The organism is Klebsiella sp. JB_Kp031 (genome assembly GCF_040064295.1).
Classification (GTDB): Bacteria; Pseudomonadota; Gammaproteobacteria; order Enterobacterales; family Enterobacteriaceae; genus Klebsiella; species Klebsiella quasipneumoniae.
On sequence record NZ_JBEAJW010000002.1, the window covers coordinates 193,208 to 217,094 of the forward strand.

Below are 23,887 nucleotides of genomic sequence, written 5' to 3' on the forward strand. Positions count from 1 at the left end.
GGATGGATAAGATGGTTGCTATCTCAGCAGAAAAGACGAATGCAATACAAGCTATTTTTTCACGAAACAAAGCTGTTATTGGCGTTATTCATTGCGACCCATTTCCGGGCTCGCCAAAATATCGAGGAAAATCAGTCTCGGATATTGTTGAACGTGCGCTTCGCGATGCTGAAAATTATATTTCAGGCGGTGTTCATGGTCTGATTATTGAAAACCATGGCGATATTCCTTTCTCTAAACCTGAGGACATCGGTCATGAAACCTCAGCGCTGATGGCGGTCATTACCGAGAAAGTTCGTGAGCGTTTTGCTGTGCCGCTGGGCATTAACGTTCTGGCTAACGCGGCGATCCCGGCAATGGCGATCGCCCTGGCGGGAGGCGCCGATTTTGTCCGCGTAAACCAGTGGGCCAACGCCTATATCGCCAACGAAGGATTTATAGAAGGGGCGGCCGCTAAGGCGCTGCGCTACCGCAGTATGCTGCGCGCTGAACATATTCGCGTTTTTGCCGATAGCCACGTTAAGCACGGTAGCCATGCCATTGTCGCTGATCGTTCGATTCAGGAGCTGACGCGCGATGTCGATTTCTTCGAGGCTGACGCGGTGATCGCCACCGGCCAGCGTACGGGCGATAGCGCCACGATGGCGGAAATTGACGAGATCCGCGCGGCGACGGAACTACCGCTCCTGGTGGGCTCCGGGGTGACACCGGCTAACGTGAATCAGATCCTCGGGCGGACTCAGGGGGTCATTGTGGCCAGTACAATGAAGGTCGATGGCGTCTGGTGGAACGATGTTGAGCTGGCCCGGGTGAAGCATTTTATGTCGGTCGCGCAGGCCGCTTTGGAGGAAGCTTAATGGAACCGTTTAGCGAACGCCTGCTGCGCGAACATCAACCGGCGTGGCAGGCGATGCAGCAGCACCCGTTTGTGACTGATATCGAACAGGATCGTCTGCCGACAGCCGTATTCAACCGCTATCTGGTGTTTGAGGGCAACTTTGTCGCGACGGCAATCGCGATTTTTGCCCTCGGGGTCAGCAAAGCGCCGGGTATTCAACAGCAGCGCTGGCTGATTGGCGTGCTGAATGCCCTGGTTGATATACAGATCGCGTGGTTTGAACAGGTGTTGTCAGCGCGGCAGATCGATCCCGCTGAGTACCCGGATGATTTGCCCGGGGTACGGCGCTTTCGCGACTGTATGCTGCGGACCGCCCACGAGGGCAGCTATGAGCAGATTGTGACCCTGATGTTCGGTGCGGAATGGATGTACTATTTCTGGTGCCGACGGGCGAGCGAACATTATCAGAGCGATGCTGATTTACGACGCTGGGTGGAAATGCACGCGGAGGACGAATTTTATCAGCAGGCTCTCTGGCTAAAAAACGAACTCGACCGCTGCGCCATGGCGCTGAGTGAAGACGAAAAGCAGGCGTTATCGGCGCTTTACGGCGAGGTGCTGCAGTGGGAAATTGATTTCCATCACGCGGCGTACGAGGAGTAGCCGCGAGGTGGATCACAGGGGGCGCCGGACGCGGCGTCTCCTGAATACGGGTTATATCTCGACGTTCTGCGTCTTGTTGGCGAAACTTACCATTACCGTTAATGCCGATTCTTATTTCACATTTTTATCTTAATAAAGTCGGAGGGTTAATTTAGCTGCCTTCTGACTCTTTTGAGAGAAATTATAGAGGGCGAGCATTTATGTTATTTTATTCGGGCCTGTAGCTCGGGGCTCTCTTTTTTCTTTTCTTCCCACCTGAAGAAAAAGCTATTTTCAGAAATAGATATAAATTATCCATCGTTACTCGACGGCGGCTCTCCCCCTACAATGGACTTTAATTGCCAGATATTTAACAAAAACCAGGCCAAGGAAAAGGGATGAAACGAAGCATTTATTCACAGAACAGTTTATTGCGCATCAGTCTGCTTTCCGCGCTAACGCTTACTGCCAGCTTCACCACTCACGCACAGGATAAACCTGTCGCGGGGGGTGTGCTGACGGTCGCTCTGGGCAGCGATACCCCGATTATTGACCCCTCTATTACCGCTTATTCCGTCACCGCTCTGGTTACGCGTAACGTGGTGGATTCTTTGGTCGGCCAGGCGGAAGATAACAGCTTTACACCATGGCTGGCGGAACGCTGGGAAATTAAAAACAATAACCGCGAATACACCTTCCATCTTCGCAAGGATGTGACTTTTAGTGATGGCACGAAACTGGATGCTGCGGCGGTAAAATATAACTTTGAACGCATACTCGATCCGAAAACCACCTCCAGTTACTCCAAATCGTTGTTGGGGCCGATTGACGCGATCACTACGCCAGATGAGTACACCGTGGTGATCCGCTATAAAACGCCTTTCGCACCGCTGCTGCAGGGGCTGAGCTTGCCGTATCTCGGTATTCAGTCACCGGCTTATCTGCAGAAAACGGCGAATACCAGCAATACCGTGGTCGGTTCCGGTCCCTTTATCCTCGAATCGTTTGTCAAAGGCAGCGGGAGTAAACTCAGCAAGCGCGCCGATTACAACTGGGGTCCGGGCTATGCCACCCATAAAGGCCCGGCATGGCTGGATAAGATCGAATTTAAGTACCTGCCGGAGTCAGCGGTACGTCTTGGCGCGCTGAATAGCGGGCAGGTACAGGTGATCGATGCCATTCCGCCGGTGAATTATGCGCAGGTAAAAAATAACCCGAAGCTGGATGTGATCACCAGGGAAAACCCCGGCGTTCCGCGCGTCCTTTATTTGAATAGCGACACAGGGATCTTCAGCGACCTGAAAGTGCGGCAGGCCTTCCAGAGCGCCATCGATCGTACTACTGCCGTTAAAGCCGCGTTCTTTGGCATCCTGAAACCTGCCGACAATATTCTTGGACCCGCTACGCTGGATTACGATCCGGCCATTGCCAGCCAGTGGGGGTTTGATCTGCAAAAAGCCCGCCGTCTTCTGGATGAAGCCGGCTGGCAGCAAACCGATAGCGAAGGCTACCGGGTCAAGGAGGGTAAACGCCTTACTGTGCAATTTACCTATTCTTCAAACGATGTCGAAGCCGCTGACGTGACGCTGTTCCAGGCAATTCAATACCAGGTAAAACAAGCCGGTTTTGAACTGAAACTCGATCCGGTGGATTCAGGCATTCTCAGCAGCCGCACGGCGGCTAACCAGTACGACATTATCTCGAACTATTTTGTTCGCCCGGAGCCGGACATCCTGCGTACCGTTTTCCATTCCAATTATATTCCGCCGAAGGGGAACAACTTCAGCCGCGTTAAAGCGCTGGATAGCCAACTGGAAACCGCTGTCGGTGCCAGCGAAGCCGAGCGTAAACGCATCTACTATGCCATCCAGCACCAGATTATCGATCAGGCCTGGGCGGTGCCAATTTACATCCCGGCATATCAGTTAGGGAAAGCCAAACAGGTGCAGGGCATTAGCTGGGCCACGAACGCGAAGCCGAATTTCTATGATGTCTGGATCCAACGCTAAGCTGCTGGCAGCAGGCAAGCGCCTGCTGACCATTTTCGCCGTGCTGTGGGGTGCGGCAACGCTGACCTTTGTTGCGGTAAAACTGATCCCCGGCGATCCTGTGGCAATTCTGATAGGCAGCGCCAACAGCGTTGTGGATGATAGTTTTCGCGAGACACTGACCCGCCAGTTCGGCCTGGATAAGCCACTGTGGTGGCAATATTTGCGCTACTGTGGCGAGGCGCTGACGGGCAACCTTGGCGTGAGTTATCAGTATCGCCAGCCTGTTGTGCAGGTGATTAGCGCAGCGTTGAAAGAGACGGTGCCGCTGGCCGTCAGCGCCCTGGCGCTGGCACTGGTACTGGCGGTATTTAACGCATTACTGACAGCCGGACGTCATCCGCGTCTGCGGTCTCTGCTTGCCGGGTTGGAGCTGATGCTGCTTAGCACACCGGTGTACTGGATCGGCATCGTGTTGTTGAGCATTTTCAGTTTCAAACTGCAATGGTTTCCGGTGACCGGTAACGATGGCTGGATCGCCCTTGTGCTGCCGGTGGTGACGCTCAGCCTGCCGCTGGCTGCGACACTCAGCCAGGTGCTGCGTGATGGGCTGGAGGAGGCGCTTTCGCAGCCGTTCGCCATGACCGTGCGTACGCGAGGGGTGAGTGAAACTGCGCTGCGCTTACGGCATGCGTTGCGCCATGCCTCGCTGGCGGTGTCGACGCTGACGGGGACGCTGCTGGCCAGCGTATTAGGCGGCTCAATTCTGACCGAAACAGTATTTGGTCGGGCGGGGCTGGGGCAAATCACTCTCGGTGCGATTGAGAACCGAGACATGCCCCTGGTGCTGGGGGTGGTGATGTTCTCCGCGCTGTTGTTTGTGGTGATTAACCTGCTGATTGATACCCTTTATTTACTGATCGATCCCCGTCTACGTCTGCGAGGGCATGCTGATGAGTGATCTTTTACTGCGGGTGGCCCGCCGCGACGGGGGGCGCTATCGTAACCCGTGGCTGGCGCCGGGTACCAGCATTCCGTTGTTACTGGTGCTACTGCTCGTGGTGGCGGTGTTTTTTCCATCGCTATTCACGCCGTACACCCCCGAACAGATGGATTTCAGCGCGATTTTGCAGCCGCCGGACCTCAGACACTGGTTCGGTACTGACCAGTTGGGGCGTGATGTGTTTACCCGCGTGGTGTATGGCACCTCGCTGTCGCTGAGCATTGGGGTCGGCGCGACCCTGATTGCCAGCGCGGGCGGTATTGTGCTGGGGACACTGGCAGGTCTTGCGCCCAGGGCGGTACGGCAGTTACTCGTACGGCTACTGGACATTATGCTGGCGTTCCCCGATTTGCTGTTGGCGCTGCTGGCTATCACGGTGTTGGGGCGTGGGCCAGAGAATACCCTGCTGGCGGTCGGACTGGCCGGCATTGCTGGCTATGCCAGGCTGGTGCGCGCGCAAGTGTTGCAGGTCAGGTTATCGGGGTATGTGCAGCATGCGGTGGCGTTGGGAGAGCCGCCAATGGTGATTATTTTGCGCCATATTGTGCCCAATACGCTGCGCCCGCTGCTGGTACTGGCAACGGTGGGGATAGGGTATTCCATATTATCCGCCTCGGCCCTCAGTTTCCTTGGACTTGGGGTGACTCCGCCGACGGCGGAGTGGGGCGCATTGCTCTCTGAGGGACGTAATTTTCTCGATAGCGCCCCATGGGTCAGCCTGCTGCCCGCCAGCGTTGTCGCGCTGTCGGTGATTGCCATTACGCTGCTGGGCCGACGTGTTCAAACCCTTATTGCCAAAGGCGGGATCGCATGACTTCAGAGACCTTCCAGCAACCGCTGTTACAGGTGGCGCAACTGAGCGTCAGCTTCCCCTCGCCGCAGGGGCTGATTGAGGCGGTTAACGCCTTATCGTTTGACGTGCATGCCGGTGAAGTCCTGGCTTTGGTAGGCGAGTCCGGTTCGGGTAAATCCGTCACGGCCCGGACGCTAGTCGGGCTGGCGGGGGCAGGGGCGGCTGTTCGCGCCGAGTCCCTGATATTGCATGGGCACGATGGCCTGTCGCAGAATTTACTGGCGTGCGATGCCCGCCGTTGGCAGCAACTACGCGGGCGCGAAATTGGTTTTGTTTTGCAGGATGCACTGACCTCGCTTGACCCGCTGCGCCGGATTGGTCAGGAAGTCGCGGAGCCGTTGTTGACGCACCGCCTGGAACGGGGGGCGGCAGTTCGCGAACGCGTGGCGGAGCTGTTAACGCAAACCGGCATCCCCGATCCGCATAACCGGATGGCGCAGTACGCACATGAACTCTCCGGTGGCTTGCGCCAACGAGCGCTCATCGCGTCGGCGCTGGCGGCGGGGCCGCGATTACTCATTGCCGATGAACCTACTACCGCGCTGGACGCCACCGTACAAAAACAAGTTTTGAATGTATTCAGGGCCCTGGCGGATGCCGGGCATGGCGTGCTGCTGATCACCCATGATTTATCGGTGGTGGCGGATATTGCCGACCGTGTGGTGGTGATGCGGCAGGGCAAAGCAGTGGAGAGCGGCAAGGTGCGACAGGTGCTGCATGCGCCGCAACACCCTTATACCCGCCGTCTGCTGGCGGCCATTCCCTCTGCCGGTACGCGTGGGACGTGGTTAACAGGAAACGATCCGCTGGGTCAAACGGTAGTGCGGGAGAACATCAGTACTGACAGCACCACACCCGTGCTGGCTGCCGATAACGTATCACTGGCGTATGTTCTGCCGGATGGCCGTCGCTTGCAGGCCGTCAATCAGGTGACGTTAGAGGTCGCGCAGGGCGAAACGCTGGGCATTGTGGGCGAATCCGGTAGCGGGAAGACCACGCTAGGCAAACTGGCGCTGGCGCTGCAGGCACCGCAACAGGGCGAGATCCTTCTCGCTGGGCAACCATGGAGCAGGCTGACAGAACGTCAGCGGCAGCCGTTGCGGTCGCGTATCCAGACGATTGTGCAGGATCCGCTGGGTTCATTTAATCCGCAATATAACGTGGCGCAATTGCTGCAACAGCCTCTGCGCCTGCATACGACGCTCACAGCCGCGGACCGGTTGTCACGTGCGCAGGCGTTGCTGGCGCTGGTTGGTTTAAGTCCTGATCTGCTGACGCGACGTCCGGCCACGCTTTCCGGTGGGCAGCGGCAACGTATCGCCATCGCCCAGGCCCTGGCCTGCGAGCCGGATATTCTGATTTGCGACGAGCCGGTGTCGGCGCTGGATGTCACCACCCAGGCGCAAGTGTTGGATTTGCTGGTAGCGCTGCAACGACGTTTGCATCTGTCAATGCTGTTTATCTCTCATGATCTGGGCGTGGTGCAGCATATGAGTCATCGTATTGCGGTGATGAAAGACGGCAAGGTAGTCGAAAGCGGCAGTGTGGATCAAATTTTTCGGGCGCCACGCCACCCGTGGACTCGACAATTGTTATCAGCTGTTGGGCAGACGCCGTTGCGATATAACTGAGCAGTAAACGTCAAACACCGTTATCAGAAATGGGGTCATGTTATTCAACACTCTTATCATCTCCAGAGCCCGTTCCAGGCGGTCTTACGTGATAGAGGGCAGGGAAGAGGCACTGGCCCGGCGCTCGATAGTGCCATCCGTACGCAGTGCTCGTTCAGCTAAGTTTGCCTATGTGAATTTCAGTTTAGTGACCTGCTGCGGGGGCGCCTGGCATACCCGATTTCACGAACGGCGGGCGGGTGAACCAGATGATGATAATCAGCGCCATAAAACCCCAGCCGAGCACCCAGAAATAGTCGATTGTCGACATCATGTAGGCCTGCTGGGTAACCACCTGGTCAATCATCGCAAGATGCTGCTGCGTCGGGCCACCCATCTTATTTACGTAATCCATAGCCGCTGGGTTGTACTGTGTCACGCTCTCGGTCAGATTCGCGTGGTGGAAAACTTCACGTCGCTGCCAGATCCATGTGGTTAACGATGAGGCAAAGGAGCCGCCGAGTACGCGAAAGAACGTGGCCAGTCCTGAGCCTTCCGCCACTTCGTTACCGTGCAGATTCGACAGCACAATGGTGGTCAGCGGCATGAAGAAGAAGGCCACGCCAATCCCCATAAACATCTGCACGCTGGCGATGGTGCGGAAATCCACGTCAGTATTGAACTGCGCGCGCATCAGACAGGATGCCCCCATTGTCAGGAATGACACTGAGCATAAAATTCGCAAATCCACTTTGGTGGCGTAACGTCCGATGACTGGCGTCAGCACCAGTGGTAAGAAGCCCATCGGCGCAGCGGCGAGACCGGCCCAGATAGCCGTGTAGCCCATCTGGGTCTGCAACCACTGCGGCAGAATAATGTTGATGGCAAAGAACGCGGCATAGCCCAGCATCAGCGCCAACGTGCCGATGGCGAAGTTGCGGTCTTTGAACAGCCGCAGGTTCACAATCGGGTGACGTTCGTCCAGCTCCCATATCACAAAGCAAATCAGGCTGATCGCCGAGACAATAGACATCACGATAATGGGCGTAGAAGAGAACCAGTCTTCGTCGTTGCCCTTATCCAGCACCACCTGCAGCAGGCCCACGCCAAGCACCAACAGCGCGATGCCAATATAGTCGACAGGCGATGACTGCGTTGTTTCTTCACGCATGCGCAGCTGCGACCAGACCACGATGGAGGCGAAAATCCCAATCGGCACGTTGATGTAGAAGATCCACGGCCAGGAGTAGTTATCGGTAAGCCAGCCGCCGGTGATAGGCCCCACGATAGGCGCCACCACGGTCACCATCGACAGCAGCGCCAGCGCCATGCTGCGTTTCATCGGCGGGAAGATAACCAGCAACAGCGTCTGACACATCGGGAACATCGGCCCGGCGAAAAAGCCCTGCAGCGCACGGAAGATGATGAGCTCCGTCATGCTGTGGGCGAAGCCGCACAGAAATGACGTCAGGGTAAAGAACATCACCGAGGCGATAAACAACCGCAACTGCCCGAATCGGCGGGTAAACCAGCCTGTCAACGGTAGAGCAATAGCGTTACACACCGCAAAAGAGGTGATAACCCATGTCCCCTGATCGGCGCTAACGCCCAGGTTGCCGGAGATAGTCGGCAGCGCCACGTTGGCGATGGTGGAGTCCAGCACCTGCATAAAGGTCGCCAGCGACAGGGCAAGCGTCGCCAGAAACAGGCTGGGGGGCGTAAAGGCTGCCTTCGGCTCTGACATAGCTTCTCTCTTAGCGCTGGGCTACAGCGCTGGTGTTGTCATGAAGGATTTTCGCCACCAGTTTATCGGCTGCTTCCATTGGCGTTTCATACACATCGGTACGGAATCGCGGCTGTTCGACGGTTTTTTGTGGCAGAAGGTGACCACCCTGATTGCGGATATCCACCTCAGCGTTCATCGACAGACCCACACGCAGCGGATGCTTCTGCATGTCATGTGGATCAAGCGTGATGCGTACCGGCAGGCGTTGGACGATTTTGATCCAGTTGCCGCTGGCGTTCTGGGCTGGCAACAGTGAGAATGCGCTACCGGTACCAATGCCGAGACTTTCGATGGTGCCGTGATATTTCACGTTATCGCCATAGAGATCCGCATTCAGCTCTACTTTTTGCCCAATGCGCATGTCCTGCATTTGGCTCTCTTTAAAGTTGGCATCCACCCACACTTCATTCAGCGGCACGATGGCAAGCAGCGTGGTGCCGGAGGTGACACGCATCCCGAGCTGCACAGCACGTTTAGCGACGTAACCACTGACGGGCGCAACAATGGTGCTGCGGGAGTTATCGAGATAGCGTTGGCGCAGCGTCGCAACGGCGGTTTTGACTTCAGGATGGTTATCCACCACGGTGTCATCAACCATCGCCTGATTGGTTTTGAGCGCTTGCTCGGCAGCCAGTAAATCGCTTTGCGCGCTGGTCACGGCATCACGGTAGTGCGCCAGATCTTCCACCGCAATGGCACCGGAACTGACAATTTTTTCCCGGCGCACATAGTCACTTTTCGCTGTTTGCAGGGCTACTTTTTTGGCAGCTACTTGTGCACGGTAGTTGTCGGCGGTGCTGTAGAGGCCACGCACCTGACGCACTGTGCTGGCGAGATTGGCTTCAGCCTGCTGCAGGGCGATGGCGGTATCGCTTGGGTCCAGCAGAACCAGGGGCTGGCCTTTTTCGACATAATCGCCTTCATCCACGGTCACCTGAGTCACGGTACCGGTGATTTGCGGTGTCAGGGTGACCTGATTTCCGTTGACGTAAGCATCGTCGGTGCTCTCGTAATAGCGGGCGTAAAGCAGATACCAGGCCAGACAGCCTCCTGCCGCGAGGATCAGGATCAGTAATAAAATGGCGAAGTTTCTTGTACGCTTGCCTGGGCGCTTGTCAGAGGGAGGCGCGTTATTTTCCATAGACATAACCGGTGACCTTAATTAGCGATGGGGGGCCGTGAATTCATCGGGCAGCATTTTGATAAGAATATCTGCGAGCTGCCGGGATTCTTCGGGCGTCAGACGCGCCGTTAAGTCCGCGAGGATGGTATTCAGTGCTTCATTCTGAAACGTATTGCACAGCGTCTGACCTTTTGCCGTAAGGGCCAGGATCACCTGGCGCTTGTCGTGCGGATTCGGGCGGCGCTCGATCAGGTCGTTCTTCACCATACGTGCAACCATACGGCTCATTGCCCCGGTATCCATCTGCAGGCTCTTGCAGATTTCTGCCGGGCTGGTGTTACCTTTAAATATATTAATCAATACCTTAAATTGCGGTGCGGTAATGCCGCTGTCGGCAAAGTAATGGCCGATAAGCAGGTCCTTAAACTGGTTTGCCAGATGGAACAGCAAACCCAGATGCAGGTTTTTATGGGAAGAGTCGATTGGGGTAATCATGATAGCTGCCTGGTCAGTAATTAACATGATAATTACTGCCTGGTCACCAATTGTCAAATTAGGTCAACAGAAAGCACACATATTGACAAATGGAGGAGGGCGATAAGCGAATTACGATCACTCGAACCCGTGATGCCCGCAGACATCAATTTGGATGCGCTCTGGGGTACAGGCCCGACGCAGGCGTGATTGATGTACGCGCGGCCGTAACTTGCCAGGGTTCCCTGAACCAGTCGGTGTCATCAGCTGGCGTACTGTCGGACCAAAATCAGCGTAATGTTCGCGGATAGTACGCAGTGCTCGTTCAGCGAGGCCCGGCATGAGTTGCCGGTTGCCAGGCTGGCCACGACGACGGTTAACAAGTGAAAGCGGCCCATGTTCACGATAGCGCTCCAACAACCGTCGGCAGTGTCTGTCAGATATCTCAAGCGGATAATATTGAGTACGTACCGGGCAAGACCATCAGGTCGTTGGTTATTGCTGGGTTTTCAACGACGACGGCTAGCCATACCCAGCGGGCCAGATTCACGGTAACGCGACAGAAGGCATCGGCACAGGCTGTCAGATATGCTCAGGCGCTGTGTGGCCATCAAGTGTAGTCAGACGCCGAACGATAACGTCCTAATAACTTTGAGTCGGTTAACTTTATCCAAAGCAAAAAACTCCGCCGCATGAGCCGTCATCAGAATCTATCGATGCTGAATCTACGAGTAACTTATCCAGGAGAAAACCTAACAACTTAGCCACCACAATCAAAGTGCGCATAATGTATATTATGTTAAATATAATATCAGGACGCGTAACCCAACCATAGTTACAACTCTACCCCATGAAATTCATAGGCTCCATCTTGTCCTCCACCGGCTGCTTACTCGTTTGTATATGACTCGCGCTGTTTTCACTCACGGTACTCTGATGCCGACCGTGCACCACGTGTCCAACAACTTCCCGCGGACCAGCGATGGCGTTTTTCATAAACTCCTCCGGCACGCATATGGCGCGCTCGATCGTCGTTGGGTTCATTAGGCGAACGCACGACGGCGACACGCTGACCGCACCCGGCTTCCCGGCGCGGTTAACATCAGGTCTCGCTTCTGGTTGCCTATCTGCCAGACAATGCCGACTCACTCAATTTTGACCTTTCCCGGCAAAACGCACGCCATACTTTCCGACCTAAAATGTCCATGTGACAGCTGCTGTCAGTGCCGCCTCGTTACGTCGTAACACGATTGGGCTTTCATTAGCATGCTCCCCAAGCCAGGTATAGTCAGCACTCAAAACCGTGCCCCAGTGGGCATCAAACTGGTGGCTCCAGACCAGACTGTTGTCTATGCCATAAAATCCCCCCGGTGCTGAATAGCGGCTATAACCTGAGCGCTGGCTCTGCTGCAAATTCACGCCATACCAGGTATTCAGGTAACGCTTGTCGCCAAACAGGGCCGCCGTTTGAAAGGCGAACGTGTCCTGGCCAGTTTGTACGGGAATCAACGTGAAGGATGCCTGGTAGCTTACCCCCTGGCTGTCCGTTAAAGGCAGCGTCGCTTTACCTTCAACACTGAGCCAGGAAAAAGCCTGCCAGCCGACGGCAAGAGCTGTATTCAGGGAAACATCAATATCTCCCATCCCTTTCAAATTATTTGCCCCTGCCCGCCAGCTGGCGTTTTTATCCTTCCTTCCCAGATCGTACCCCAGCGTATGTTCGAAGTACCAGTCGCTGGTGTTTTGCAGGTCATACCCTACCCCTTTCTGCGAATCAATAAAGAAAGCGCCGTTACGACCCTGCAATACAGGAACCACCTGCCATACCTGCTTGTCTGAACCTGAATATCGCGGAGCGTAGCGCCCTCCCAGCCCGATAGTGAAAGAGCCGGAAGAGGCGTTATCATTTGCCTGTACGCAGGATGTGATGACCGTCAAAAGCGGTACGGTCATATACAGGGCTTTTTTTATCGCTATCATACTGTTCTCCTAACAGATGCCGGCTTCTCCTGAAGCAGGAGCTGCCACAAAATGTTGGCGCAGTATGCTTTGGCAAAATCAATGAATCGTCGGGATAGTGTTAAGAAACGGTCAAGGTGAATGGATGTTGTCCAGAAGAGTGCTGATTATTGAAGATGACGCCGATGCGGCTGGCGTGCTCGAAGCCTATTTACGCCGTGAAAATTACGATGTCGTCATTACCGGAGATGGGCTGTCCGGGCTGGATATGGCGCACCGGTGGAAACCCGATCTGATCCTGCTGGATGTGATGCTTCCGGGGCTTAACGGCACCGAAGTCCTGGCTGGCCTGCGTCGCAAAAATGATGTTCCGGTGATCATGGTCACCGCCATGGGCGATACTCCCGATCGTATTGGCGCCTTGCGCTATGGCGCCGATGATTATATTGTTAAACCTTACCATCCGGGAGAAGTTGTTGCTCGGGTACAGGCGGTACTGCGCCGTAGCAATAAAAAAGAAACAAAGGAAGAGATCCTTCGCTGGCAATCACTTGAAGTGGATGTCACGGCCATCGTGGCGAGTATTGTCGACGGGAACAACACACCGCGGACGTTAGACCTCACCCCAACCGAATTTTCGCTACTGACTACGCTTATGCGCTCTCCTTCACGACCTTTTTCCCGCCAGCATTTACTGGAGCACTGTTTGCCGGAAAGTGAAGCCCTGGAGCGCGTGGTGGATACCCATATTTATAACCTGCGTAAAAAACTCGAGGCGGCGGGTATTTCCGGCGTGCTGGTTAACGTTCGCGGCGTAGGCTACCGGTTCAGACAACCATGACAAAAAATCGCTACTCCTCCCTGTGGCGCTGGATTTGCGCACGTATATTAGCGCTGGCCATCGGAAGCGTAATTGTCATTGCGACCTGTATGTGGCTACGTTATGCGGTGCAGAATTACTGGAACCTGGGCAGAATGCCGGTATCGGTCCGGCAAGAGTTTCTTGCGCTCAGCCAGAACCCGCAGGCCAACCCGGCGCGCTTCCATCAAATCGTCGATACCTGGTGGGGGTTGAGTTATTCAACCCCATCCATCGCCTCGGCGGACTGGGTCACCGTGGCGTTACTGGTCCTGGTCATGATCCCTTTTATTGTGGTGATGGGATTGAGATATGCCAGGCCACTGGCGCTGCAGTTCAGCCGGCTGCGTGATGCGGCAAAGGACGTCGCCGAAGGACAATTTGGCCGCCAGGCAGAGCTCATCAGGAATGCGCCGGCTGAAATGGTCAGCTTTGCGAGTGACTTTAATACCATGACGGTAAAACTGGCCCGCTATGAAAAAGAGTTACGTACCTCTCATGTGGCCATGGCGCATGAGCTTCGCTCCCCCCTGACTGCCGCTATCGGACGTTTACAGGGCATGCTGGATGGCGTGTTTGATGCCAGCCCGGAGCAACTGGCCATGGTAATGAAACAGCTTCAGCACCTGAATCGCCTGACCGATGAACTTCATCTGCTCTCGCTGTCTGATGCCGGGAATCTGGTTCTGGAAAACGAACCCTTTTATCTGGATGAGCTGCTTAAGGAACGGGCGACATGGATCATGCCCCAGGCTGATGCACATCGTTTTACCATCAGACTTCATCATTCTCAGGCGTGTCCCTTCAAAGGCGATACGTTCCGTATGGGCCAGGTGTTTACTATCCTTATGGAAAATGCCCTCCGTTACGGGCGTGATGGCGGCTTTCTTGATGTCACGCTGCACTACGCCAGCGGGCAATATTACCTCGAATTTCGCGATGACGGCCCGGGGGTATCCTCCCAGTTCCTGCCGGAAATGTTCAACCGTTTTAGCCGGGAGGAGCAGTCGCGTGCCCGCCACTCCGGAGGCAGCGGTCTCGGTTTATCCATCGCTAGCGCGATCTGTCAGGCTCATGGAGGCAGTATCAGCGCGTCGTTACCTGAAACCGGCGGACTCGCAGTCACAATTTTGTTACCCTCAACGTCGTCTAAGATGGAAAATAGCCGCTCTTGATAATACCTTGACAAAACGTCGAATCTTTCTCGACTAAGCGCGCATTTAATAACGCCATAACCTTTATGGAGCGGCGTTATGTCAGATGAATTTTTACTCTCCCTCCGCCACAGTCTGCACCATTTGTACGACGTGGCGCGCACCCTTTCCTGGCTGCACTTTCTTCCCCTGACCATTCTTTCGGTGGTGATTTTTCTGTTGCCCGGATGCGGGGACAACCATGGTAATAAGACTGTTCCTGTTCGAACGGTACGCTACGTTGTCGTTGGCTCAGCGCAAACCCTTCCCGCCCTGGAAAGAACCGGAGAGATCCATGCGCACGATGAAACGATTCTTAGCTTTCGCACCGGCGGCCGGATAGTGACGCGTAGCGTCGATATTGGCGACCGGGTGAATGCAGGGCAACTGCTGGCCACGCTTGAAAATACAACCAGTCAGAATCAGCTCGATGGCGCACAGGCTGACTATGAAGGAGCCAAAGCCTCTGCTCAGGTTGCTGCACTTAACGTCAGCCGAATGCAAAAGCTTATGCCAACTGGCGCGATTGCCCGCACGCAGCTCGATAACGCCCGCGCGGACTGGCTTGTCGCCCGCGCGCGTTTAAAAAACAGCGAGTCCGCGTTACGTAATGCCCGGGAAAATCTTGGCTGGACGCGTCTGATTGCGCCGCAAAGCGGCATGATCACCGAAGTAAGCGCCTCTGCGGGTCAGGTTGTCACTGGGGGGCAGTCGGTGTTGACGCTGGCGACCGGCGAAGCCCGCGATGTGGTGTTTGATATCGCGAAACCCGATGCGATCCCGCCACAGGAACAGGCTGGCTTGCGAGTGTCCCTCCTCAGCGACCCGTCGGTGCAAGCGTCCGCCGCGCTAAGAGATATCAGCCCGCAGGCCGATCCTCAGACCCGCACATGGCGCGTCAGGGCTACTCTGCAAAACCCGCCGCTGGCAATGGCGTTGGGCGCCAGCGTCACCGTCACGTTACCCGCAACCGGCCCGCATGGATACGCCCTTCCCGCTTCAGCGCTGAGTCGCGTCGGCGACAAACCGGCAGTTTATGTAATTAATCCGCAGTCGCAGGCACAGCTTCGCGTGGTGGTGCCAGCATACTATACCGCCACCTCGGTCATTATCTCCGGCGGCCTTGAACCAGGCGACCGGGTAATTACCGCCGGCGTGAGTAAATTACGCTCCGGCGAGCCGGTGATTGCCGGGGAGTGCGAATCATGAAACCAGTATTGAATGAGAAAGTTAACCTCTCCGCCTGGGCGCTAAATAATCAACAGATGGTCAGTTTCTTCATGCTGCTGATCATTGCTATGGGCGCGTTCTGTTATGAGAAGCTGCCACGTAATGAAGATCCGGCGTTTACGATTAAAACGGCTGTCGTTTCCGCGCAATGGCCCGGGGCATCCGTAACGGATACCACCCGACTGCTGACCGATACGCTGGAAAAAAAGCTGCAGGAAACCCCCTGGCTTGATTATCTCGAAAGTGAATCCCGTGCCGGGAGAACCGTTATTTATGTCAATCTTCGTGACGATACCCCGCCGGAAAAGGTGCCGGATATCTGGTATCAGGTACGCAAGAAAATGCAGGACATTGCCCCGTCGTTGCCAGAAGGCGTTCAGGGCCCCGCCGTCGACGACGAGTTTGATGACACGTTCGGTACGATTTTTGGCTTTATACCTGAGGGCTATACCCTGCGGGAGGTCCGGGACCAAGTTGAGACCATTCGCCGGGAACTCATGTCGTTACCGGATATCGGAAAAACCACTCTGCTGGGTGAGCAGCAGGAACAGATAGTCCTCTCTTTTTCTCCAGCGCGTCTGGCAGGTATGGGGCTGAACATCCAGCAGGTAGCGGATGCCCTCAGAGCACAAAATGCGGTTGTCCCGGCAGGTATAATCCGCACCGGACAGGAAAATATGGCGATAAAGGTCAGCGGGGAGCTGACATCTGAAGCGAGCTTACGTGCCGTCACGCTGCATATTAACGATCGTTACCTTCCTCTGACGGATATTGCCACCGTTAGCCGGGAAAACGGCGAGCCTCCCCAACCGGTTTATCGGGTCAACGGCAAACCCGCCATCGGGCTGGCTATCTCGATGGCGCCGACGGGTAATATGCTGCGTTTCGGCGCCGCGCTGAATGCAAAAATGCATGCCATCAGCGTCACGCTGCCGCACGGTATTGAGATGGTCAAGGTTGCCGATCAATCAGCGGTGGTCAGCGACGCCGTAAGCGGGTTTATCCGGGTGCTTATCGAAGCCGTGGCGATCGTCCTGGCCGTTTCGTTTGTCTCACTGGGTTTACGAGCTGGACTGGTCGTGGCTGCGGCCATCCCCCTGGTTCTGGCCATGACCTTTACGGGAATGATGCTGGCAGGAATAGGTCTGCAGCGTATTTCTCTCGGCGCATTGATTATCGCGCTGGGCCTGCTGGTCGATGACGCCATGATCACCGTGGAAACCATGGTCTCTGGTCTGGAAGCCGGGGATTCCCGCCGGCAGGCGGCTACCCGGGCTTTTAAAACGACCGCATTTCCGATGCTGACGGGCACCCTTGTGATGATTGCCGGGTTTATTCCCGTGGGATTTGCTGCGTCCAGCGCCGGTGAATATTGCTTTTCCCTGTTTGCCGTGGTGCTCATCGCCCTGCTGTGCTCATGGGTTGTCGCGATCCTGTTTTCACCGTTAACCGGCACGTGGCTGTTATCTGACAACATCAGACAGAAGGCGAAAGGTCCTGGATGGATGGCCCGCGGATACCAGTGGCTACTGCGCAAGGCGTTGCGTCACCGCTTCGCCACCGTGTGTATTGCCCTCATTGTGCTTGGTCTGTCCGTATACGGAACAACCTTTATGCAGGGGGAGTTTTTCCCCGCCTCCGACAGGCCAGAATTGCTGGTAAGCCTGACGCTACCGGCAAATGCCTCGCAGTCGGAAGCGCAAAATAGGGTTGAAAAGCTGGAGAAGGCCCTGGCAGGCAACCGCAACGTTGAGCGCTTTTCGACATACGTTGGGTCGGGAGCGATCCGTTTTTACCTGCCTATGGATGTGCTTCTGGCAAATGAAAATATCGCCCAGATGGTGGTGGTGGCTAAAGATCTTAAAGCGCGGGATCGTCTTCATCGACAGTTAAACAGGATACTGGCTACGCGCTTTAGCGACATCATCACGCGCGTATCGCCCCTGGAACTTGGGCCCCCGGTCGGGTGGCCAGTCAAATACCGGGTGAGTGGGCCTGACTATCTGAAGGTCAGGTCGATCGCGAATCGCCTGAGTGATGTCATTGGTCGGTCTCCCTCTTCCCGCGAGGTTAATCAGACGGCAGGCGAGCCGGAGAGAGTCATGACCCTCAAGGTCAATCAGACCGCCGCCCGGGCTGCGGGTGTGTCGTCAGAAAGTCTGGCCCGGATGCTCAATACCGTCTGGTCCGGCAGTATAGTCACGTCGGTTCGCGAAAATGACCGCCTTGTCGATGTAGTGCTCCGGGCCAGGGACAATGAGCGTCTTAACCTCGCCACCTTCTCTTCGCTGACTATTCAGGGGAATGACGGTAAACAAATCCCCCTCAGCGCCTTTGCCACACCAGTCTGGGGCGTGGATGATCCGGTGATCTGGCGTCGACAGCGTTTGCCTTTCATCACCGTGCAAACTGACCTCGCACCGGGACTTCGCGCCGAAGCAGTATCCGCAGCGTTGCGACCAGCGGTAGACAGGTTGCGCGCGGAACTGCCTGAAGGCTACAGCATTGAAGAAGGAGGCGCGGTTGCTGAATCGGAAAAAGGTAATAGTTCGGTCTATGCGGTTCTGCCGGTGACAATGGTCATCATGCTCTTGCTGTTGATGCTCCAGTTGCGCAACTATTCCCGTATGGCGTTGGCTATACTGATGGCCCCGTTTGGTTTACCGGGTATCGTACTGGCTATGTTACCTGGCGGAACACCGATGGGATTTGTCGCTCTGCTTGGCGTGATTGCGCTCGCTGGCATGATCATTCGTAACGCCGTCATACTAATTAGCGAGGTTGACAGCAATCTTGCTCAGGGGATGGCAAGCGATGCCGCCATTATTGCGGCCGCAGAGCATCGTGCGCGCCCCATCTGCCTGACTGCCTGTGCCGCCATTCTGGGGATGATCCCCATCTCCCATCAGGTATTCTGGGGACCGATGGCCTATGCGATTATTGGGGGGCTACTGATTGCCACGCTGGTTACACTGACCGTTTTACCTGCATCGTTAAGCCTGTTGTTACACCTGAGAATGACGTCCTCAGGCGAGACTTGTGAAAAATGAGTGGCGTGCCGTCGTATCCTCGTCTCAGGGGGTTGCCAGGTTATTCGCTACAAGTCAAAGAACTTGCTCACCTGCTGCTGCAACGCCTGGGTAACAGGAAACCTAATAAAAAGTAAATCTCCCTGACCATGTTTATTTATACTCAGAAAACATGTCATTAAGAAAGGAAGCTACGCATTGAAATGGCTAACCTGGTTAAAACGTATCGTGTTGTCCCTGCTGCTGTTGATCGTTGGCGCTCTGGGACTACGCCTTTATGACATTCAGCGCGGGCCCGATCTGCAGCTCTGGCATACCTGGGTTCCGCATGAGATGGACGCGGATGAAATCGACAATGCTGACTGGAACGATTACATCAAAAAAGAGAATGCGCTCTTCAGTGAGGTAAAACGCCAGGTTACCGATAAGCTGGACGCTGAGCAGCAAACCGAACTGAATCGTTACTACAGCCACAGCCCCATCTATCCGGACTCGTTTCCCACCAACTGGAATCGGTCATACATCATGATGCCGGATGGTAAACCGCAAGGTGCTGTGGTGTTGCTGCATGGTCTGACAGATACCCCCTACAGCCTGCGGCATATCGCCGAAAATTACCGCCAACAGGGTTATGTCGCCATCGGTATCAGATTACCGGGCCATGGGACGGTTCCCGCCGGGCTGACCGACGTGGACTGGCAGGACTGGCTGGCCGCCACGCGCCTGGCGGTGAGAGAAGCGAAACGACTGACGGGTAAAGATGCGCCCCTGCATATCGTCGGATTTTCCAACGGCGGCGCGCTGGCAATGAAGTATTCGCTGGACGCGCTGGATAATGCCGAACTGGCAAAACCCCAGCGGGTGATCCTGATTTCTCCGATGATCGGCATTACTAGCTTCGCGCGTTTTTCCGGCCTCGCGGGCTGGCCCGCGTTTCTCCCCGCCTTCTCGAAAGCCGCATGGTTAAACATCATGCCCGAATTTAATCCGTTTAAATATAACTCCTTCCCGACGAACGCCGCCCGGCAGTCCTTCCTGCTGACCAAAGCGCTGCAAAAGCAGATAGTGGCTGACGCGAGGAATCAGAAACTTAACAGCTTACCGCCGGTATTGACCTTTCAGTCCGTCATGGATTCAACGGTCAGTACGCGGGCGATCGTGACGGCGCTGTATAACCGCTTGCCGGATAATGGCAGTGAAATTGTCCTGTTCGATTTAAATCATGCGGTCAGGTTTAATTCATTATTACGCCGGACGTCTTACACCGCGCTGGCGCGGTTGCTGCCCGCAGCGCCGCGAGCTTATCAAACCACGATCATCACTAACGCCAATTCCGCCAGTACAGAGATGGAGATCCGAACAACACCTGCCGGGAAAACAGACACTACGGTGGAGAAGCTACAGGGACTGCATTATTTACCGGACGTGTATTCGCTTTCTCATGTCGCGCTTCCCTTCCCCTTGAGCGATTCGCTGTACGGACGCTATCCCCATCCGCTGAATCAATACGGGATCAGCCTCGGCACGTTTGCAGCTCGCGGCGAGCGTTCTGTGCTGGTAGTGGGCCTGGACTCGCTGATGCGCCAGTCTTCCAATCCGTTTTTTCCCTATATGATCAAGCGCATTGACGAAGGGATCGACACTCGCCCGGCTCTCTCCGGGAAATAACTCTTCTCTGGATAAGTGGCCACCACGGCCACTTTTTCCTGAGGATGCGGTACTACGCTTTCGCCGACGTCGACAGCCACTGATATATCGAGGACAAATCCTGCCCGGCATATCCTGCGTCCGCCGCCTGCTGCCACAGTTCGGCGATGTTATCCAGCCCCGGCATGGTGTGCGGCTCGGCCAGGGAAAGCGCCAGCCGGGCATCTTTCAGCGCATGCGCCAGCTGCATCTGCGGCACGAATTGCTCATTGGCGATGGCGTCCAGTTTGACTTTGACATACGGTGCGGCCAGCGGGCCGCCTTCCAGGGCGCTCCACAGCTGGTCGGGAGTAAAGCCCAGCGTCTTCGCCAGCTGAGCGCTTTCCGCGATGCCCTGCATCATCGAAATCAGCCAGGCATTGAGGACCAGCTTCATTTTCTGGCTGTTGCCCGCCTCACCAAACCACTGCGTCCCACGTGAGATAGCGGCAAATATCTGCTCCGCCGCGCCACATTTTTCACGCTCCCCGCTGGCGAGCACCAGGATCTGCGCCTTCTCCGCCGGGGCTTTGGTCCCTGAAACCGGAGCATCGACGAAGGTCATCGCCGGCTGAAGCTCCCGCAGCAAGGCGATAGCCTGCTGCGTCTCCGGCAGGCCAATGGTGCCCATCTGGCAATAGATCGCCTGCGGCTGACAGGCAGGCGCAATTTGCGCCAGTACCTCCAGGGTAGCCTGACCGTCGGCGAGCATACTGATGATCACCTCAGCACCGGCCACCGCCTGCTGCGGCGTGGCGTGCAGAGATAATCCCTGCGCCTGTAAATCCTCGCCGCGCGCTGGCGAACGGTTCCAGCCCGCGACGGTAAAGCCCTTCTTCAGTAGATTGCTGGCAAAAGCGTGTCCCATGGCGCCGAGTCCCAGCACCGCGACCTTTGGTAATGTACTCATCTTGTCTGTCCTGATTCGCGTATTAATAAATGGCGGACGTCTACTATCGCATCTCTGGCACGGAAGTCAGTAGCAATAACCCCCATAAAAAGTGACACTGTCACTACGTGAGAGCCATGTTTATAGCGGCTCAGGGCTGGCGGAGCCACTCCAGCAAGCGGCGCATTGCTGGCGACAGGCGGTCGTCATCCTGATAGCACAGGCACAGCCGACGCAGCGCCCAGCGATCCTGCAATGTGATAACGGTGAACCGGTAGCGCAGCTGGTAGCGTTCGGCAATAACGCGCGGCAGGATCGCCCCGCCGGTACCGTGAGCCACCATCTCGCAAAGCCCTTCAAAATGGCTCATCCTGATGCGGACGTTCAGCGCCTGGCCGAGCCCGGCGGCCTGCTCTTCGATATGCTGCTGCAGTGCGCTGGTCTGATAGAGCGCGACCAGCGGCTCATGGATAATCGTCGCGAAAGCCACTTCGGCGGTTTCACTCAAGGCATGGGCCGGCGGCACGATCAGCACCAGGGGATCCTCCGCGACGGGCTCCAGACGCAACGGCCCGGGATCGACCGCATCGGACACCACCCCGGCCTGCGCTAAGCCCGCCAGAATGCTGCTGACAATATCCGCGCTGGTGCGCTCTTCGGTGTCGATCTGTATCCCGGGATGCGCTGCCATCCACGCGGCAAGTTTGCCCGGCAGAAAAGCCGACAGCGCCGAGGTATTGGCAAACAGGCGCAGCGTTCCCTGCTGACCGCGGGCGAAGGCGTGCATCGCCTGGCGCAGACGCCGCTGCTGCTCTAACAACGGACGAGCATGGCGCGCCAGCACCTCCCCGGCCTCGGTCGTTGTCACTCCCCGGGCATGACGGTGCAGCAGCGGCACACCGACCTCCGCCTCCATTTTGCGCAGCCTCTCGCTGGCGGAGGCCAGCGCCAGATGGGCCGCCGCCGCCCCGCCGGTAATGCTGCCGGTATCCACGATGGCGATAAACAGCCGCAGATCGGCGAGATCCAGTCGCATGACGCCCTCCTTCCCTTCGGTTTTACCGTAGCCTTTGGGCAACATACCGCATTGTCCCCCCCGCGACCAGCTGTTTCAATGCCCTTCTCTGAGCCGATAGGTGAGCCATGATGTTTGATCTCCACACTCTCTGTTTACTGCTGATTTTTATCGCCGCCGGGCTGGTCAAAGGGGTGACCGGTATGGGGCTGCCCACCGTGGCGATGGGCCTGCTTGGCCTGCTGATGCCGCCACCGGCCGCGGCGGCCCTGCTGGTGCTCCCCTCGCTGTTGACCAATCTCTGGCAGCTGCTGGCCGGCCCCGCGCTGGCGCAGATTGCGCGTCGCCTCTGGTTAATGATGACCGGGATGATTATCGGCACGCTGGCGGGATCGTCACTGCTCATCCATCTTAACCCGCGGTGGTCGGCGCTAGCGCTGGGCGCCGTGCTGATAGCTTATGCCGGATACGCGCTCCGTGGTCCGGCGGTGCAGGTTTCTGCACGCATGGAAAAGCGCCTGTCGCCGCTGATGGGCGGACTGACCGGAGTGATCACCGGGGCGACCGGGGTATTTGTTATTCCGGCGGTGCCCTGGCTGCAGGCGCTGGGCTTTCGTCGCGACGAGCTGGTCCAAGCCCTGGGATTGTCGTTCACCCTGTCCACTCTGGCGATGGCGGCCGGCCTCTCTCTGCACGCTGGCTGGCGCGCAGATTCGCTGCTGCTGTCGGCGCTGGCGCTGGCGCCCGCGCTGCTCGGCATGTGGCTGGGACAGCGGATCCGCTCGCGTCTAAGCCCGGAGCGCTTTCGTCAGGGCTTTCTGTTGTTCCTGCTGGCGCTGGGGCTGGAGCTTGTCCTCCGAGGGTTGCTGGCGGAATCATCCTAGCGGCGGGTAATGTGCTTCACATTGTATTTACTGGTGTTCTGGTAGATCTCTGAGAAATCAACGATCGCCCGGTTCTGGGCGTAGCTGACAGACTGCACCCGTAGCAGGAGGCTGTTAGGCGCCACCTGCAGCAGCTCCGCCTGCTCGCGGGTCGCCAGCACCGGGGTATAGCTGCGGTGGCTCTCAATAATGGTGATATGGCACTCTTTTTTGAAATAGTTGAACTTAGACTGCTCAAGGTTACCCACGCTGAGCCACGGAAAAGCGGCGTAGGGAATGTAGCTGTTCTCCACCAGGATCGGGACCTCATCAATCAGCCGCAGCCGCCTGACGTAGTAGACTTTTTCTCCCGGCTGGATCTTTAACTGCTGGGCAATGGCCGGCGGGGCGTCAAGCAAGGTGAAATCAATAACCTTATTGCGGTAGTTGGTGACCCCCACCACCTGCATCTGGTAGTTAAATCCCTCCAGCTCTCCGCCATGATAGTTACTTTTACGCACAATGCAGGTTCCGCTGCCGTGCCGCCGGGCGATCAGCTTTTCCTCCTCGAGTAGCGCCAGCGCTTTGCGCAGCGTCATCACCGAGACCTGCAGCTCCGCAGCCAGCGCTTTTTCGCTGGGCAGCATATCGCCGACGGCATAGTCGTCGCTGTTGATGCGGGCCTTCAGTTCTGTGGCAATCTTTTTATAAATCACTTTTAGATGTCTCACCGAGAGGAGTGACGTCAAATGAAGCTGCATTTAATGCATTGTATTTATTCATAAAAATTAATTTTCACGCGCCATAAGCAGCGTTAACTCATCTATAAAAATGGCTATATTTATAT

At 56.3% G+C, this 23,887-nt stretch carries 19 protein-coding genes and 1 pseudogene; 12 read left to right on the top strand and 8 right to left on the bottom strand.

All coding sequences use genetic code 11. The annotated features are described in order from the left end of the window. Positions 1 to 11 precede the first annotated feature (11 nt). From ABLV64_RS02935 to ABLV64_RS02960, 6 genes are all read left to right on the top strand, one after another. The gene (locus tag ABLV64_RS02935) at positions 12 to 857 is read left to right on the top strand and encodes a BtpA/SgcQ family protein (protein WP_080846698.1); all 846 of its coding nucleotides are present in this window, start codon (positions 12 to 14) and stop codon (positions 855 to 857) included. Beyond that, positions 857 to 1,501, top strand: a complete 645-nt coding sequence (locus tag ABLV64_RS02940) for a TenA family protein (protein ID WP_085846145.1) — start codon at positions 857 to 859, stop codon at positions 1,499 to 1,501. The genes ABLV64_RS02935 and ABLV64_RS02940 overlap by 1 nt, the downstream gene beginning before the upstream one ends. A 377-nt stretch (positions 1,502 to 1,878) precedes the next feature. Further along, complete coding sequence (locus ABLV64_RS02945) at positions 1,879 to 3,489, top strand: ABC transporter substrate-binding protein (protein WP_008804870.1); 1,611 nt, start codon at positions 1,879 to 1,881, stop codon at positions 3,487 to 3,489. Beyond that, on the top strand, positions 3,467 to 4,429 hold the full coding sequence (locus ABLV64_RS02950; RefSeq protein ID WP_008804871.1) for an ABC transporter permease: 963 nt from the start codon (positions 3,467 to 3,469) through the stop codon (positions 4,427 to 4,429). The genes ABLV64_RS02945 and ABLV64_RS02950 overlap by 23 nt, the downstream gene beginning before the upstream one ends. After that, on the top strand, positions 4,422 to 5,285 hold the full coding sequence (locus tag ABLV64_RS02955; RefSeq protein ID WP_012968221.1) for an ABC transporter permease: 864 nt from the start codon (positions 4,422 to 4,424) through the stop codon (positions 5,283 to 5,285). The genes ABLV64_RS02950 and ABLV64_RS02955 overlap by 8 nt, the downstream gene beginning before the upstream one ends. Beyond that, on the top strand, positions 5,282 to 6,955 hold the full coding sequence (locus tag ABLV64_RS02960) for an ABC transporter ATP-binding protein (protein ID WP_186384136.1): 1,674 nt from the start codon (positions 5,282 to 5,284) through the stop codon (positions 6,953 to 6,955). Before ABLV64_RS02955 ends, ABLV64_RS02960 begins: the two co-directional genes overlap by 4 nt. A 184-nt stretch (positions 6,956 to 7,139) precedes the next feature. Here ABLV64_RS02960 and ABLV64_RS02965 read toward each other — a convergent pair whose 3' ends face one another. The 5 genes and pseudogenes from ABLV64_RS02965 to ABLV64_RS02985 all read right to left on the bottom strand — a co-directional run bounded on the left by ABLV64_RS02965 (position 7,140) and on the right by ABLV64_RS02985 (position 12,297). Then, positions 7,140 to 8,678, bottom strand: coding sequence for a DHA2 family efflux MFS transporter permease subunit (locus tag ABLV64_RS02965; RefSeq protein WP_012968223.1), 1,539 nt, complete (start codon positions 8,676 to 8,678; stop codon positions 7,140 to 7,142). 10 nt (positions 8,679 to 8,688) lie between these two features. Then, positions 8,689 to 9,867 (bottom strand): efflux RND transporter periplasmic adaptor subunit, encoded by a 1,179-nt coding sequence (locus ABLV64_RS02970; RefSeq protein WP_022065822.1) that lies wholly within the window; start codon positions 9,865 to 9,867, stop codon positions 8,689 to 8,691. A gap of 15 nt (positions 9,868 to 9,882) precedes the next feature. Continuing rightward, on the bottom strand, positions 9,883 to 10,338 hold the full coding sequence (locus ABLV64_RS02975) for a MarR family transcriptional regulator (RefSeq protein ID WP_163620241.1): 456 nt from the start codon (positions 10,336 to 10,338) through the stop codon (positions 9,883 to 9,885). 120 nt (positions 10,339 to 10,458) lie between these two features. Then, positions 10,459 to 10,761: pseudogene (locus ABLV64_RS02980) on the bottom strand (ISNCY family transposase); the annotation flags it as partial. A 750-nt stretch (positions 10,762 to 11,511) separates the two neighbouring features. Next, positions 11,512 to 12,297, bottom strand: a complete 786-nt coding sequence (locus tag ABLV64_RS02985) for a MipA/OmpV family protein (protein ID WP_348842949.1) — start codon at positions 12,295 to 12,297, stop codon at positions 11,512 to 11,514. 124 nt (positions 12,298 to 12,421) lie between these two features. Here ABLV64_RS02985 and ABLV64_RS02990 point away from each other — a divergent pair, with 124 nt between their 5' ends. From ABLV64_RS02990 to ABLV64_RS03010, 5 genes are all read left to right on the top strand, one after another. After that, positions 12,422 to 13,117, top strand: a complete 696-nt coding sequence (locus ABLV64_RS02990; protein WP_004205879.1) for a response regulator — start codon at positions 12,422 to 12,424, stop codon at positions 13,115 to 13,117. Continuing rightward, positions 13,114 to 14,310 carry an ATP-binding protein gene (locus ABLV64_RS02995; protein ID WP_348842950.1) on the top strand — a complete coding sequence of 399 codons (1,197 nt, stop codon included), beginning with the start codon at positions 13,114 to 13,116 and terminating at the stop codon, positions 14,308 to 14,310. The genes ABLV64_RS02990 and ABLV64_RS02995 overlap by 4 nt, the downstream gene beginning before the upstream one ends. Positions 14,311 to 14,388: 78 nt before the next feature. Further along, positions 14,389 to 15,537, top strand: a complete 1,149-nt coding sequence (locus ABLV64_RS03000; protein WP_060655820.1) for an efflux RND transporter periplasmic adaptor subunit — start codon at positions 14,389 to 14,391, stop codon at positions 15,535 to 15,537. Further along, complete coding sequence (locus ABLV64_RS03005) at positions 15,534 to 18,608, top strand: efflux RND transporter permease subunit (RefSeq protein ID WP_065802342.1); 3,075 nt, start codon at positions 15,534 to 15,536, stop codon at positions 18,606 to 18,608. Before ABLV64_RS03000 ends, ABLV64_RS03005 begins: the two co-directional genes overlap by 4 nt. Before the next feature lie 177 nt (positions 18,609 to 18,785). Next, a complete protein-coding gene (locus tag ABLV64_RS03010) occupies positions 18,786 to 20,255 on the top strand; it encodes an alpha/beta hydrolase (RefSeq protein ID WP_004205892.1) in 1,470 nt (489 codons plus the stop codon). A 52-nt stretch (positions 20,256 to 20,307) separates the two neighbouring features. On the opposite strand, the gene ABLV64_RS03015 is transcribed toward ABLV64_RS03010, so the two are convergent. Together ABLV64_RS03015 and ABLV64_RS03020 are read right to left on the bottom strand one after the other, a co-directional pair. Next, positions 20,308 to 21,183 (bottom strand): NAD(P)-dependent oxidoreductase, encoded by an 876-nt coding sequence (locus ABLV64_RS03015; protein WP_004205893.1) that lies wholly within the window; start codon positions 21,181 to 21,183, stop codon positions 20,308 to 20,310. Between the two features lie 130 nt (positions 21,184 to 21,313). Further along, positions 21,314 to 22,198 (bottom strand): LysR family transcriptional regulator, encoded by an 885-nt coding sequence (locus ABLV64_RS03020; RefSeq protein ID WP_217324889.1) that lies wholly within the window; start codon positions 22,196 to 22,198, stop codon positions 21,314 to 21,316. 110 nt (positions 22,199 to 22,308) lie between these two features. On the opposite strand from ABLV64_RS03020, the gene ABLV64_RS03025 reads away from it, so the two are divergent. Beyond that, positions 22,309 to 23,061, top strand: coding sequence for a sulfite exporter TauE/SafE family protein (locus ABLV64_RS03025; RefSeq protein WP_032456042.1), 753 nt, complete (start codon positions 22,309 to 22,311; stop codon positions 23,059 to 23,061). Here the strand turns inward: ABLV64_RS03025 and ABLV64_RS03030 are convergent. Further along, a complete protein-coding gene (locus tag ABLV64_RS03030; protein ID WP_348842951.1) occupies positions 23,058 to 23,756 on the bottom strand; it encodes a GntR family transcriptional regulator in 699 nt (232 codons plus the stop codon). The two genes, ABLV64_RS03025 and ABLV64_RS03030, sit on opposite strands and share 4 nt — an antisense overlap. Between the last annotated feature and the right edge of the window lie 131 nt (positions 23,757 to 23,887).